This is a genomic window from Streptomyces gobiensis, from assembly GCF_021216675.1.
In the GTDB taxonomy this organism is placed as follows: Bacteria; Actinomycetota; Actinomycetes; order Streptomycetales; family Streptomycetaceae; genus Streptomyces; species Streptomyces gobiensis.
On the sequence record NZ_CP086120.1, the window covers coordinates 2,306,131 to 2,319,238 of the forward strand.

Below are 13,108 nucleotides of genomic sequence, written 5' to 3' on the forward strand. Positions count from 1 at the left end.
GCGGGCACGAACGCACATCACCCCAGCTGGGGATGAACAACCCATTCGCCCTTCCGCAGGACGCCCTTCACGGCGTACTCCGTGTCCAGAACCACCAGGTCAGCGTCCTTACCCGGGGTGATCGAGCCGATCCGGTCAGCCAGGCCGAGCAGCCGGGCCGGGTTGGCCGAAAGCGCCTGGACGGCGTCCTCGATGGGCAGCTTGTCGACGGTCACCGCCCGCCGCAGCGCCGTGTCCAGGGTGAGCGTCGAGCCCGCGATGGTGCCGTCGGCCAGCCGTGCGACGCCGTCCGTGACCTCGACCTCCAGTGGGCCGAGCTGGTAGCGGCCGTCACCGAAGCCCGCCGCGTCCATGGCGTCGGTGATGAACGCGACCCGGTCCGCGCCCGCGCTGCCGAAGGCCAACTCCAGGATGGCGGGGTGCAGATGGGTGCCGTCGTTGATCAGCTCGACCGTGATTCGCTCATCCTCCAGCAGCGCCGCGACCGGGCCAGGGGCGCGGTGCTGGAGACCCGGCATCGCGTTGAACAGATGCGTGGCGACGGTGGCGCCCGCGTCAATGGCCTCCCGGGTCTGCTCGTAGGTGGCGTCGGTGTGGCCAATCGCGGCGATGACCCCGTGCTCGGCGAGCAGTCGCACCGAGTCGATACCGCCGGGCAGCTCGGTGGCGAGGGTGAGCATCTTCGCGGCGCCGCGTGCGGCGTCAATGAGCTTGCGCACCTCGGCCGGATCGGGGTGGCGCAGCAGTTTCTCGCTGTGCGCGCCCTTGCGGCACGGCGAGATGAACGGCCCCTCGAAGTGGATTCCGGCCAGCTCGCCCTGCTCCACCAGTTCGGAGAGCAGCGCGGCCTGCCGGGCAAGAACGTCCAGGTCGCCGGTAACGGTCGACGCGACGGTTGTGGTCGTGCCGTGCCGCTGGTGCGTCCGTACGCCGGTGAGCACGTCCTCCGCGGTGCCGGAGGTGAAGGACGCGCCGCCGCCGCCGTGGTTGTGGAGATCCACGAAGCCGGGGACGATCCAGTGCCCGGTGAGATCGAGCGTGCCCGCTTCGCCGGGCTCGTCAGGCGCGATACGGGCCCCCTCGACGGTCACCCGGCCGTGCTCGGCCACGCCTGACGGCAGCACCACCGTGGCGCCGGTCAGGACCTTGCGCTTCGTCGCCTTCACGGGTTCACAACCTCCGCAGAGAGAAGATCCCAGGCGAGAAGTCCCGCGCCCAGGCAGCCGGCGGCGTCCCCAAGAGCCGCCGGAACGATCGTGGGGAGCCGCTGGAAGGTCACCTTGGCCCGTATGGCCTCGCGCAGCGGCGCGAAGAGCGTCTCCCCCGCCTCGGCGAGCCCACCGCCGATGATCAGGACGCGCGGATCCAGCAGGGTGAGCCCGGTGACCAGCCCGGCGGCGAGCGCGTCGGCCGCGTCCCGCCAGAGGTCCAGGGCACGCGGATCGCCGGACCGGGCGGCTTCAGCGGCGTCGGCGGCGGTGGCGTGCGGATCGCCGCACACCCCGGCCCAGGCGTGGCCGACAGCGGCGGCGGAGGCCAGGGTCTCCAGACAGCCACGCTGACCACAGCCGCACTCGGGACCGTCCGGGCGTACCACGATGTGGCCGATCTCGCCCGCGCCGCCATGCGCACCGGCCTCGATCCTGCCGTCAATGCCGATGGCCCCGGCGATGCCGGTGCCCAGCGCTACGAAGAGGAACCGGTCGACGCCCGCGGCCGCGCCGATCCGCCCCTCGGCGAGGCCACCCGTACGGACGTCATGCCCGAGCCCCACCGGGATCCCGCCGAGCCGCTCACCGAGCAGGGCGCGCAGTGGGACATCCCGCCAGCCGAGGTTGGCGGCGTAGACGGCGATACCCGCCGCCTCATCGAGGATCCCGGGCACCGCCACCCCGACGGCGGCCGGCTCGGCGCCGTACCGCTCAACGCCCATACGGCGCAGCTCGGCGGCGAAGTCCAGAACGGCGACTGTCACGGCCTCCGGGCCGCGCTCGCGCCCGGTGGGGCGGCGCGCCTCGTACAGCAGCTCCCCGCCCCCGCCCACCAGGGCGGCCTTCATACCGGTGCCGCCCACATCGAGGGCGATGACGTGTCTCACGGGGTCAGTCTCGCGCGAGACACCTCGAAAGGTCTAGTCCACTCGCGGGACGATCACCGGCAAGCGCCCGTCCGAGTGCGCGCTCGAGCCTGTGTACGGGTACTGCGTGCGGGTGCCGTGCCGACGCCGGGTCATCCCCAGTCGCGGCCGGTGCGGCCGCGCTTCACCTCGGCGCGCCGCTTTTTGTTCCGCAGCCGCCGCTCATTGATCCCCCGCGGCACCTTGCCCGCCTTGCGCGGCCGGGGCGGCGGCGCCGTCGCCTCCGCGAGGATCGCGGTCATCCGGACGGCCGCCGTCTCCCGGTTACGCCACTGGGACCGGTGCTCACTCGCCCGTACCACCAGCACCCCGTCCACCAGCCGCGGGGCGAGCCGCGCCAGCGCGCGCTCCTTCCACACCTTGGGCAACGCCTCGGTCGCCGCCAGGTCGAAGCGCAACTCCACCGCAGTGTCACTGGTGTTCACGTGCTGTCCGCCCGGCCCGGACGACCTGGTGAAACGCCAACTGAGCTCGGCCTCGGGGAGCGAGACCGAGCCACGGATAAGATGAGGACCGGACATGCGTCCCATGATCCCGGCACCCCGGCCGGGACGCACATCCTTTTCCGGCTCTGCTGGAACCAGTCCATACCCCCTCCACGTTGAGGAGGGTGAATGTACCGTCGTCGGGAGCACGGATTCTCACGACTGGACCCACCGAGGAAAGGGACATCCCCCATGGCTGTAAGCCTCTCTAAAGGCGGCAACGTATCGCTCACCAAGGAGGCGCCGGGCCTCAACGCGGTTACGGTCGGCCTGGGCTGGGACGTCCGTACGACCACCGGCACCGACTTCGACCTGGACGCCAGCGCCATCGCGGTCGACGCCAGCGGCAAGGTCGTCTCCCCCCAGCACTTCATCTTCTTCAACAACCTCGCCTCCCCGGAGCAGGCGATCGTGCACACCGGTGACAATGTCACCGGTGAGGGCCAGGGCGACGACGAGCAGATCAAGGTCAACCTCGCGACGCTTCCGACCGAGGTCGACAAGATCGTCTTCCCGGTCTCCATCTACGACGCCGAGACCCGCAGCCAGAACTTCGGCCAGGTCCGCAACGCGTTCATCCGCATCGTCAACCAGGCCGGTGAGACGGAGATCGCCCGCTACGACCTGACCGAGGACGCCTCCACCGAAACCGCCATGGTCTTCGGCGAGATGTACCGCCACGGCGAGGAGTGGAAGTTCCGCGCCGTCGGCCAGGGCTACGCCTCCGGCCTCGCGGGCATCGCCCAGGACTTCGGCGTCACCGTCTGACGGACGCCTCTTCGCTACGCCGCAACGGCGGCGCCCTCCGGGAGGGTGCCGCCGTTGTCGTTACAGGAGGCAGGGCGCGAGACGCGGGACCCGGGTCAGAACTCGCTGGTGTCCAGCTCGAATCCCAGCGGCTCGGGCAGCTTGAGCGTTTCCGAGAGATCAACCGTCTCGCTGCGGACGTAGTGCTCCCCCGACGGGTTGGTGTACAGCACCGCTCGCCCGGACACCCGGTCAATAAGCAAGTAACAGGGGATCCCCGCACGGGCGTAGCCCCGCAGCTTCTTGCCGCGGTCGTTCTTGGCAGTTGTTGGGGAAGTAACTTCCCCAACAAGCATGGCCGGTGCAGGATCGTGGTACATCTCCGGTCGGCCGCTGAAGCTCCCCTTGGGAGCAATCACGATGTCGGGAATCACCTTCCCGCTCGATGATGCGCCGGGAACATCCAGACCGATGTTGGTATACCGCCCGAGGTCCTTCCGATGATCACGCACTTGGCCCGAGATCTCGGACACGATCTCCTCATGATCACCATTCGGCGGCGGTGCCACGTGGATCTCCCCTTCAATCAGTTCCACGCGCCACCCCGCAGGAGCTGCCGCGCTCAACGCTTCGAAGGCGTCCTCCACAGTCGCAGCCGAATTCTGCTCGCTGACCACGTTTGGTTCACGCTCAGGTGCTGCCAGTGCCACGGTGGACCTCCCTCGTACGGAGCGACACTCTCAGAGTAGGCGCCCATCCTGCTTCCGCATCAGCGAATCCACCACCCGATCGCGTGAACGAGTGACGTTTCTGCAGGTCATCGGGGTCCGTACGGGCCTGTCCGGGCCCGTGACACCATCAGCACCGTGATCGATATCGGCTACTCCCTCTCCCGCCGCTTCCCCGACCCGCCGCAGACGGATTACCGCACGGCGGACGTTTACGCGCTGCGGCACGATCTGTTCTGTGGGGATGTCTATATCGCCGACGCGCAGACCGACCGGGAGCTGTCCACAGCCTGGGGATGGGTGCCCGTGCTCGACTTCGCATGGGCTCTGTGCGACATCGTGGAGCGGCTGGACCAGGATCCGCGCGGCAGCCGCTCCGCGACACCGCAGCGGGCCGAGCTGGACTTCACCGAATCCAGCGACCGGATGTTCTTCGAGCGGCGCTTCGGCTGGGTGGAGATCACCGCCGACTGGATGCCGGTCGAGGAGGCACCCTTGAACCTCAATCACGGCTCGCTGCGCCGTGAGGCCCGCGACTTCCTGCACGACCTGGTCGCCGATCTCACCGATATGCACGAGGGACTGGCCGACAACCCGGTGGTGTGGGACCTGCTGGTCCGCTTCCCACGCTGCTAGGACTCCAAGGACTCCGGGGACTCCACCCGCACCCCCAGCTGCGCTGCGAGGGCCGGGGCCAAGTCGAGCAGCTGGGAAGGGCTGATCACCGCACCGGCCAGCCGCTCCACACCGCGTGCGATACCGAGCTCTGCGGCCCCCCGCAGATCCACATCCGCGAGCGTCGCGCCGCCGACGTCCATCCCCCGCAGGACGCAGTCCTGGAAGACGACTCTCTCCAGGCGCGCCCCGCCGAAGTCCGGCTCGACGAGCACACAGCCCTCGAAGGTGACATCCCGCAAAGTGGCCGTCCGAAGGTTGAGGAAGTCCAGCTTCCCGCCGCGCACCAGCACCCTTTCCAGCGCCGCGCCGTGCAGTTGCACCCCGCCCAGCCGGGCGTCTCGCAGCTCCACATCCCTGAACTGCGCGTCCGCCAGCTCGGTCCCCACACCACGCACCCCCTCCAGTACGCAGTCCAGGAACCGAGCGCCACGCAGCCGCGCCTCGTTCAGGCCCACCCGGTAGAGACCGCAGTCCATAAAGCGGGCGCTGTTTCCCCGTGCACCGCTCAGATCGACGTCCGTGAAGCTCTCCGCGTCGTAGTCGCCCTCCGGCTCCAGCTCCTCCCCCTCGTATGGGCGCAGCTCGGGCAGCGTGACATGGGGCAGCCGGGCAGTCCTGATCTTGCTCTTGGTCATGGCCTCCATCGTGTACCGCCCCACTGACATCCGCCTTGTAGGTGGCGGCCCGCTTGGGCCCAGCAGCGAGTGGCGGCTATGCCGAGTCGGCGGTCTTCGGTGGGGGCACCACGCCATCGCGGTGATCAGCGCTGGCCGCACCACCACGGCGTCCTCGAGTCCGCGGCCCGGCCCCCACCGGTACCGTTCTCGTGCTGGCCGCCGCGCGGGCGCCGCCCGCGCCCACCATGCGCTGGAAACTCGCGGCACGGTGGGGCGAGGTCGTGCTGGTGCCCTGGCCATCGGTCTACCGTGCCCCTATGGGTAAGAGATGGCTCGTAGGGGCGGCACTTCTGTGCGTCCTGGTGCTGATCGCGGTACTGGTGGTCACACAGTTCATCGACCAGAAGAAGAAACGCGAGGAGACCCAGACCCTGCTGATCCCCGAGGGCTGGCGTGCCTCTCAGGTCTACGCCGCCAGCGACAAGGCCCTCGGCGTGAGCGCGGGCACCACGGAGAAGGCCGCGAAGAGGGCGGAGCTCGACCTGCCGGAGGAGGCCGACGGGAACCCGGAGGGCTATCTGTTCCCGGCGACGTACCCCGTCAATGACAAGACGACCCCCGAGTCGCTGCTGTCCTTCATGGTGAATACCGCCAACACCGAATTCAACGCCAACAACATCAGGCACGCCACCCAGCGCAACGGCCTGACGGTGTACCAGACCGTAAACATCGCCAGCGTCGTACAGGCCGAGGCCGACACCCATGAGGACATGGGGAAGGTGGCCCGGGTCATCTACAACCGGCTGCGGCGGGACATGCCACTGCAGATGGACTCCACCATCAACTACGCACTGAACCGCAGCACCGTCAACACCAGCCTTGCCGACACGAAGACCAACAGCCCGTACAACACCTACCGGCACAAGGGCCTGACGCCCACGCCCATCGGCAACCCCGGCAAGGACGCCGTGCGGGCCACCACCGACCCGCCCGCCGGCAACTGGCTGTTCTTCGTCACCGTCAAACCCGGCGACACCCGCTTCACCAGCGACTACAAGGAGCACCAGAAGAACGTCGAGGAGTTCAACCGGGTCCAGAAGGAGGCCAGGGAGGACACCAGTCCGGCTGGCTAGGGGGTGTCTGGTGGATCTCCGTGGAAGAAGGAGCGGCGTCTGGTGCGTGCGATCGCAAGGCGGAGGAGGAAGCCAACCTGGTTGGTTGGCGACCGACGACAACGCAGCGAGCGTGCGTGCCAGGCGTCGCGACGCCGCGGAGACCCACCAGGTACCCCCTAGCGCTCACGCAGCCGGGCTGCCGCCTGCCGGATCGCGGGCAGCCGCTCATACATCGCGTCTCCCGGGCAGCGGGTGCGATAGGTGTCCCGGTGCCCGGAAATCACATGGAGCACGGCCGCGTCGCCCTTCGGATAGCGGCTGTCATCATGCGTGGAGACCAGTCGCACCTTGCCCTGCGGATCGGCCCCGGCCCGCAGCTTCCACGCGGCGATCCGCACGATCGCGTCCACCATGGCCTTGGGCACCTTCGTACCGGGCCCGAAGTTGCCCAGCGCGCCGATCCCCACGCTGTCGGCGTTGAACCCCTTGGTGTGAGCACCGTGGACCGACCGTCCGACGCCGCCCGACCGGCCCTCATAGATGGTGCCGCACCGGTCGACCACGAAGTTGTAGCCGAGATCGTCCCAGCCCTGCCCCCGGACATGGTCCGATTGCATAGCCCGCAGCATGGCGGGGACCTTGGCACAGTCGTAGTCATTGGGGTGGTCGGTGTGGTGGACGAACACCGCCTTCGCAGCCCCCGTGTATTTCGCGGGCCCCTGGACCAGGTCCTCATCCGCCCGCCAGACAGCCCGTCCGACGATGGCCGGACGCGGCACGGACTGCCTCGCCTCGGCCGGGACATTCCCGGGTCGAGGCGGGGATATGCCCCGGGGGGCATCCCACGTCACCAGCAGGGCCAGCGGCAGGACCGCCGTGCACACCGCTATTCGGCGGGACCACATAACGCCACCCTGTGGCCAAACCACGCCTACCGCACACACGAGCGAGCCATTCGGGTGATGACTGTCCGGACTGGATCAGTCACCACAGAGGCGCGGAGGCGCGGAGAAGTCAGAGCCGCCTGTCGGAATCGAACCGACGACCTGCTGTTTACAAGACAGCTGCTCTGGCCAACTGAGCTAAGGCGGCAGCACACACAGCCATGCCATGCGCGGGCTGCTCCACTCTACACAGCGGCCACCGGTGCGGGCCACGGAGGTTTATCGGTCACGGAGTACTGACAAGCCGTATGCCGCCGGGTTAGCGTTCGCGAAGGTCCACAGCAGTGGACCGCATCCCCCTTTACTCGGATCGTCCGGCACGTTCCTGCCGGTGAAGGAGACACAACAGCATGGCTACGGTCACATATGACAAGGCGACCCGGATCTATCCGGGTCAGGAGAAGCCCGCCGTCGACCAGCTCGACATCGAGATCGAGGACGGGGAATTCCTCGTTCTGGTCGGCCCCTCCGGCTGCGGAAAGTCCACCTCTCTGCGGATGCTCGCGGGCCTGGAGGATGTGAACGGTGGTGCGATCCGGATCGGTGACCGGGATGTCACCCACCTTCCGCCGAAGGACCGGGACATCGCCATGGTGTTCCAGAACTACGCGCTGTACCCGCATATGTCCGTCGCCCAGAACATGGGCTTCGCACTGAAGATCGCGGGCGTGCCGAAGGACCAGATCCGGCAGAAGGTCGAGGACGCGGCGAAGATCCTGGACCTCACCGAGTACCTGGAGCGCAAGCCGAAGGCGCTCTCCGGCGGTCAGCGGCAGCGGGTCGCGATGGGCCGGGCGATCGTCCGGGAGCCGCGGGTCTTCCTGATGGACGAGCCGCTGTCGAACCTCGACGCGAAGCTGCGGGTGCAGACCCGTACACAGATCGCTTCGCTCCAGCGTCGGCTCGGCATCACCACGGTCTACGTCACCCATGACCAGATCGAGGCCATGACCATGGGTGACCGGGTGGCGGTGCTCAAGGACGGGCTGCTGCAGCAGGTGGACTCGCCCCGGAACATGTACGACCACCCCAACAACGTCTTCGTGGCGGGCTTCATCGGCTCCCCGGCGATGAACCTGGTCGAGGTGCCGATCATCGATGGCGGTGCGAAGTTCGGCAACAGCGTGGTGCCGATTGACCGCGAGGCAGTGGCCGAGGCCGCCGACAGGGGTGACACCACGGTCACGGTGGGTGTCCGCCCGGAGCACTTCGACCTCGTCAACGGCGATGGCGCCAGGGCCCTCAGCAAGGACGAACCCGCCGGTCTGGCGGTCACCGTCAATGTCGTCGAGGAGCTCGGCGCCGACGCCTTCGTCTACGGCACCGCCGAGATCGGTGGCGGCGAGGCGAAGGACCTGGTCGTCCGCGTCAGCGGCCGCAGCGCCCCGGAGAAGGGCACGCGGATCCACGTCGTGCCCCGCGCCGGGGAGACCCATGCCTTCGCGACGTCCTCGGGCGAGCGACTGAGCGACTAGGCACTCCTGGGGTCGTACATCCGTATCTTGCGGATGTACGACCCCTTTTCGAGCTCCGTTCGTCAACTCTCCGGGCGCGAATACGCACCGATATTCCCTCATCAGGGTGACTAAATGTCGCCAAATCATCACTCCTCGCTACCATCTCAGGGGCCCTTCCCGGGCAACCCCTACTCGATCTCGCGAGGAAGCACCAGTGAATCAGGCAGCGCGCCGTATCGGCAGAACTCTCGCTCTCGTCCTCCCGGTCGTCCTGGTCCTGTCCGGGACGCTCGCGGTCGCCCGCGTACCCTGGGCGACTTCCCCCTCTGAATCTCAGGTGCTCACGGCGTCCGCCGAGAAGGCATCCAGCAAGGCGGCGGCCGCGCGTGCCCCACAGGATCTGCTGCGCGACCAGCTCATCACGGAGCTGCAGCAGAAGAATCCGGGGGACGCGTTGACGAGCCTTCAGCAGGAGGTTGAGCGTAGGCCGTCACTCGCCAAGCACTGCGCGGACATCGCCCGGGCGCTCGGCAAGGCGGCGGTGCAGAAGTACGGTTCGCCGCACCGTGCACAGCGGTTCGCCCGCCCAGTCTGTGACACCTCCTTCGCCTCCGGCGTGGCCGAGTCCCGCTGACGGAACACCGGAATACGGTGCGGATCATGACTGCTGATCCGCACACCTTCCCCGCGCAGGCGGTGATCCTGGCCGGTGGCCAGGGCTCGCGGCTGCGACCGTATACCGATGACCGGCCGAAGGCGATGGTCGAGATCCCCGGCACGGGGACACCGATCATCGGCCATCAGTTGTCCTGGCTGGCCCATGAGGGGGTCACCGATGTGGTGATCTCCTGCGGCCATCTCGCCTCTGTGCTGCAGAAGTGGCTGGCCTCGGCCGAACTCCCACTGCGGGTTACGACAGTGGTCGAGGCGGAGCCGCTTGGCCGTGGCGGTGGGCTGAAGCATGCCGCCGCCACGCTCCCCTGGCCCGATGAGCCGTGGTACGCCACCAATGGCGATATCTGGACCCGTTTCTCACTGCGTGACATGGCCGCTTTCCACTGGGAGCGGGACGCCATCGCCACGCTGGCGCTGGCCCGGCCACGCATTCCCTGGGGAGCCGTCAAGACCGACGGCTTCGGACATGTCGTGGACTTCATCGAGTCCCCGCCCACCGCGTACGAGATCAACGCCGGTGTCTATGTCTTCTCGCCCTCCTTTACCGAGCTGCTGCCGGTGCGCGGCGACCACGAGCGGACGACGTTCCCGCAGCTGGCGCGGGAGAACCGGCTGGCGGGCTATCCGCTGCCGCACGGGGCGTACTGGCGCGCCATCGACACCGCCAAGGATCTGAGCGAGGCAGCGAAAGAGCTTGCCGATCAGGCTGAACTCCCCTGACCGGCAAGCTCTCTTCGGCTACTCCGCTTGCTGATCCAGCTGAATCAGCTGTATTCGCTGTATTCAGCTGGATCAGCCCAGCAGGCCGCCCAGGGCGCCCCCGCTGCCGGAGCCACCGTTACCGCCCCCGCTGGAGCCGCCGTCCGTATCGCCGCCGTCGCTGTCACCGGCGCCATCCGTACCACCGCTGGCGCCGGACGTGCTGCCGGCGGTGGGCTCCGACGGGCTGTCAGGCACCGAGGGAGGGGGCGGGGCCACGGACCGCTCCGGGGCCTGCACGGTCTGGTCCTGGCTCGGCTCGCCGCTGGCCGTCTGGCCGGCTCCGGCGTCGGCTCCGCTGGTCTCCTGCGCCGCGCTGGTGGACGGTGCCGCGGAGGGGCCCACGGACTGTCCGGCGGTGGGCCCGGCGGTGGGTCCCTGGGTGGCGGTGGTGGTGGTAGCGCCCGGCTTCCTCGGCAGCGGAGAGCCCGGCAGATGGTTACGGGGCGGCTCGCCCGGCTCCGGCACGGTGGCGACCTCAGCGGAGCGGACCGCGCCGCCCAGCATGGAACCGATGAGCAGCGCGAGCCCCACGATGACGGTGGCCATCACGATGCCCCGGCGCAGTACCCGCCGCCGCAGCTCCCAGAGCGCGACCCGCGGACCGAGCCGCCGCCAGGCCTCGCCCGCGAGGCGGGCATCGAGGGAGTAGACGGGGGCGCCTGCGATGATCAGCGGGGACCAGGCGGCGAGGTAGATGATGTCCGGCGCGTCATACACAGGAACGCTTCGCCAGCTCACCGTCAGCAGCAGAGCGGCGGAGAGCAGCGCGCCGAGGGTCGCGGCGAGCCGCTGCCAGAGCCCGCATACGGTCAGGACGCCCACGATGATCTGGAGGAAGGCGACGGTCAGTCCGGAGCCGACCGGATGCGCGACGGCGAAGTCATGCAGGGGGGTGGCGATCGCCCAGGGCTCCAGTGACCGCAGCCAGCTGACCATGGAGCCGCGCTCGCCACCGTCGAAGTAGACGGGGTCGGTGAGCTTGCCCATCCCGGCGTAGATGGAGATAAAGCCGAGGAAGATCCGCAGTGGGAGGAGGACGACACCGAGGTTCATCCGGCGGCCGGGGTAGTAGGCGTGCCGCACAGAGTCGCTGCTCCGGGCCCGGCGGCTGTCCTCGCTCTCCTCCCCTTCGAACCCGTCCTCGTCATCGGCCAGGTCATAGGCGAGGTCGGCGTCGTAGGGCTGCCCGTCATACGCGTCGTACGCGCCCTCGGCGGGCCGTACTCCGTCCAGCAGCGCCTTCTCCGGCGGTTCGGGGCCGCGCGGGGCGACGATGGCGCGGGTCGCCTCGAGTTCGGTGGGAAGGCCGGGGGTGATCCGCGGCAGTACCTGGGTGGCGACCCCGGCAGGCTCCTCGGGGTGGGCGCTCGACGACCGTACCGCTTGCAGCAGTTGGCTGGCGTCGGAGTCCCCGGGCTCGGTCCGGCCGCTCCATACCAGGGGGGCCCGCCGCTTGGGGCCGCCGACGGCCGACAGCCGGGTGGTGTCGGCGAGCGCGCTGCTGGACGGCGGCGTGGCGAGCTTTACCCGGAAGCTCGCGTTGCTGACAATGACCTGAGCAGGGTCGCTCGGCACCTTGACCGAGCTCAGCACCGGCTCATCGTCCAAGAAACCGCCCGGGGTTCCCCCGGTGGGCGTGCGGGGTGTTCTGGTGTCCACACTCATCTAACCGAGTGACGGACGTTTAAGACACTGCCTTGACCGGCCCGATCTGTCCGCGACCCGTCAAAGGCCGGAGTTCTCCCCCCCTTCTCACCCTTCCAGCGCGCCCCGGGCCTGGGGTTAGCCAGACACCCCCTAGCTCCGGCGGCGGGAGGCTTCGTACAGGACCACGCCCGCCGCGACACCCGCGTTCAGCGACTCCGCGCCGCCCGGCATCGGGATGCGGACGCGGAGGTCGCAGGTCTCGCCGACCAGACGGGACAGACCCTTGCCCTCGCTGCCGACGACAATCACAACGGGTCCGTCCAGGGACGGCACGTCCTGCAGCTCAACGTCACCGTCCGCCGCCAGCCCAATGACCGTCAGGCCCGCCTTCTGGTACGTCTCCAGCGCGCGGGTCAGATTCGTCGCCCGGGCGACCGGCGTACGGGCGGCGGCACCCGCGGAGGTCTTCCAGGCACCCGCCGTCATCCCTGCCGCCCGGCGCTCGGGCACGACCACCCCATGGCCACCGAAGGCGGCGACGGAGCGCACCACCGCGCCCAGGTTGCGCGGGTCGGTGACGCCGTCCAGGGCGACGATCAGCGGGTCCTCGCCCGCGTCCATCGCCGCGGCGGCGAGGTCTTCCGGGTGGGCGTAGTCGTAGGGCGGCACCTGGAGGACAAGGCCCTGGTGATTGAGGCCATGGGTCATCCGGTCCAGCTCGGCCCGGGGGGCCTCCAGAAGGTTGATACCGCCCCGGTCGGCGGCAAGCTGCAACGCCTCGCGGACCCGCTCATCGCTGTCGATGAACTGCTGAACGTAGAGCGTCGTGGCCGGTACCCCCTCGCGCAGTGCCTCAAAGACGGGGTTACGGCCGACAACCAGCTCGGCGGTGCCCTTCGCACCGCCGCGCCGGGGGGCGGGGCGCTTGGCGGCGTGCCGGGCGCGCGCCTGCGCGGCGCGCTGCTTGGCGTGCCCCTTACGCATTTCCGCGGGTGGCGTCGGGCCCTTGCCTTCCAGGCTCCGGCGCCGCTTGCCGCCGCTGCCGGCCTGCGCGCCCTTCTTACTGGACGTGCGGCGGTTGCGCCGCTGGCTGTTCCCGGCCATGGGAGGGCTCCT

At 69.1% G+C, this 13,108-nt stretch carries 14 protein-coding genes and 1 tRNA gene; 6 read left to right on the plus strand and 9 right to left on the minus strand.

What is annotated here, in order from left to right; genetic code table 11:
- Positions 1-17: 17 nt before the first annotated feature.
- The 3 genes from nagA to arfB all read right to left on the minus strand — a co-directional run bounded on the left by nagA (position 18) and on the right by arfB (position 2,667).
- A complete protein-coding gene (nagA, locus tag test1122_RS10515) occupies positions 18-1,166 on the minus strand; it encodes an N-acetylglucosamine-6-phosphate deacetylase (protein ID WP_232268905.1) in 1,149 nt (382 codons plus the stop codon).
- Positions 1,163-2,098, minus strand: coding sequence for an ROK family protein (locus test1122_RS10520; protein WP_232268906.1), 936 nt, complete (start codon positions 2,096-2,098; stop codon positions 1,163-1,165). Before test1122_RS10520 ends, nagA begins: the two co-directional genes overlap by 4 nt.
- A gap of 131 nt (positions 2,099-2,229) precedes the next feature.
- Positions 2,230-2,667 (minus strand): alternative ribosome rescue aminoacyl-tRNA hydrolase ArfB, encoded by a 438-nt coding sequence (gene arfB, locus test1122_RS10525; protein WP_232268907.1) that lies wholly within the window; start codon positions 2,665-2,667, stop codon positions 2,230-2,232.
- Between the two features lie 147 nt (positions 2,668-2,814).
- Here arfB and test1122_RS10530 point away from each other — a divergent pair, with 147 nt between their 5' ends.
- On the plus strand, positions 2,815-3,390 hold the full coding sequence (locus test1122_RS10530; protein ID WP_232268908.1) for a TerD family protein: 576 nt from the start codon (positions 2,815-2,817) through the stop codon (positions 3,388-3,390).
- Between the two features lie 95 nt (positions 3,391-3,485).
- Here test1122_RS10530 and test1122_RS10535 read toward each other — a convergent pair whose 3' ends face one another.
- Positions 3,486-4,079 (minus strand): Uma2 family endonuclease, encoded by a 594-nt coding sequence (locus test1122_RS10535; protein ID WP_232268909.1) that lies wholly within the window; start codon positions 4,077-4,079, stop codon positions 3,486-3,488.
- Between the two features lie 156 nt (positions 4,080-4,235).
- Here test1122_RS10535 and test1122_RS10540 point away from each other — a divergent pair, with 156 nt between their 5' ends.
- A complete protein-coding gene (locus tag test1122_RS10540; protein ID WP_232268910.1) occupies positions 4,236-4,733 on the plus strand; it encodes a hypothetical protein in 498 nt (165 codons plus the stop codon).
- On the opposite strand, the gene test1122_RS10545 is transcribed toward test1122_RS10540, so the two are convergent.
- Complete coding sequence (locus test1122_RS10545; RefSeq protein WP_232268911.1) at positions 4,730-5,410, minus strand: pentapeptide repeat-containing protein; 681 nt, start codon at positions 5,408-5,410, stop codon at positions 4,730-4,732. The two genes, test1122_RS10540 and test1122_RS10545, sit on opposite strands and share 4 nt — an antisense overlap.
- 299 nt (positions 5,411-5,709) lie before the next feature.
- Here test1122_RS10545 and mltG point away from each other — a divergent pair, with 299 nt between their 5' ends.
- Positions 5,710-6,525, plus strand: coding sequence for an endolytic transglycosylase MltG (gene mltG, locus test1122_RS10550; protein WP_422397067.1), 816 nt, complete (start codon positions 5,710-5,712; stop codon positions 6,523-6,525).
- Between the two features lie 158 nt (positions 6,526-6,683).
- On the opposite strand, the gene test1122_RS10555 is transcribed toward mltG, so the two are convergent.
- Both test1122_RS10555 and test1122_RS10560 read right to left on the minus strand, forming a co-directional pair.
- A complete protein-coding gene (locus test1122_RS10555; protein WP_232268913.1) occupies positions 6,684-7,412 on the minus strand; it encodes a peptidoglycan recognition protein family protein in 729 nt (242 codons plus the stop codon).
- A 113-nt stretch (positions 7,413-7,525) separates the two neighbouring features.
- Positions 7,526-7,599 (minus strand) — tRNA-Thr (locus test1122_RS10560).
- Between the two features lie 202 nt (positions 7,600-7,801).
- On the opposite strand from test1122_RS10560, the gene test1122_RS10565 reads away from it, so the two are divergent.
- From test1122_RS10565 to test1122_RS10575, 3 genes are all read left to right on the plus strand, one after another.
- The gene (locus tag test1122_RS10565) at positions 7,802-8,926 is read left to right on the plus strand and encodes an ABC transporter ATP-binding protein (RefSeq protein WP_232268914.1); all 1,125 of its coding nucleotides are present in this window, start codon (positions 7,802-7,804) and stop codon (positions 8,924-8,926) included.
- A 196-nt stretch (positions 8,927-9,122) separates the two neighbouring features.
- Entirely contained in the window at positions 9,123-9,542 is a 420-nt protein-coding gene (locus test1122_RS10570; protein WP_232268915.1) for a hypothetical protein, read from the plus strand.
- A gap of 26 nt (positions 9,543-9,568) precedes the next feature.
- Positions 9,569-10,303, plus strand: coding sequence for a nucleotidyltransferase family protein (locus test1122_RS10575; protein ID WP_232268916.1), 735 nt, complete (start codon positions 9,569-9,571; stop codon positions 10,301-10,303).
- A 72-nt stretch (positions 10,304-10,375) separates the two neighbouring features.
- Here test1122_RS10575 and test1122_RS10580 read toward each other — a convergent pair whose 3' ends face one another.
- Positions 10,376-12,010: a DoxX family protein gene (locus test1122_RS10580; protein WP_232268917.1), complete on the minus strand. Its 1,635-nt coding sequence runs from the start codon at positions 12,008-12,010 to the stop codon at positions 10,376-10,378.
- Positions 12,011-12,142: 132 nt separating this feature from the next.
- Entirely contained in the window at positions 12,143-13,096 is a 954-nt protein-coding gene (gene rlmB, locus test1122_RS10585; RefSeq protein WP_232268918.1) for a 23S rRNA (guanosine(2251)-2'-O)-methyltransferase RlmB, read from the minus strand.
- Positions 13,097-13,108 lie beyond the last annotated feature (12 nt).

What these genes read in the sequence shown, in the direction of transcription:
- test1122_RS10545 (WP_232268911.1), bottom strand. Translation starts at nt 5,410, where the DNA reads ATGACCAAGAGCAAGATCAGGACTGCCCGGCTGCCCCATGTCACGCTG.
- mltG (WP_422397067.1), top strand. Translation starts at nt 5,710, where the DNA reads ATGGGTAAGAGATGGCTCGTAGGGGCGGCACTTCTGTGCGTCCTGGTG.
- arfB (WP_232268907.1), bottom strand. Translation starts at nt 2,667, where the DNA reads ATGGGACGCATGTCCGGTCCTCATCTTATCCGTGGCTCGGTCTCGCTC.
- test1122_RS10530 (WP_232268908.1), top strand. Translation starts at nt 2,815, where the DNA reads ATGGCTGTAAGCCTCTCTAAAGGCGGCAACGTATCGCTCACCAAGGAG.
- test1122_RS10565 (WP_232268914.1), top strand. Translation starts at nt 7,802, where the DNA reads ATGGCTACGGTCACATATGACAAGGCGACCCGGATCTATCCGGGTCAG.
- rlmB (WP_232268918.1), bottom strand. Translation starts at nt 13,096, where the DNA reads ATGGCCGGGAACAGCCAGCGGCGCAACCGCCGCACGTCCAGTAAGAAG.
- test1122_RS10580 (WP_232268917.1), bottom strand. Translation starts at nt 12,010, where the DNA reads ATGAGTGTGGACACCAGAACACCCCGCACGCCCACCGGGGGAACCCCG.
- test1122_RS10555 (WP_232268913.1), bottom strand. Translation starts at nt 7,412, where the DNA reads ATGTGGTCCCGCCGAATAGCGGTGTGCACGGCGGTCCTGCCGCTGGCC.
- test1122_RS10575 (WP_232268916.1), top strand. Translation starts at nt 9,569, where the DNA reads ATGACTGCTGATCCGCACACCTTCCCCGCGCAGGCGGTGATCCTGGCC.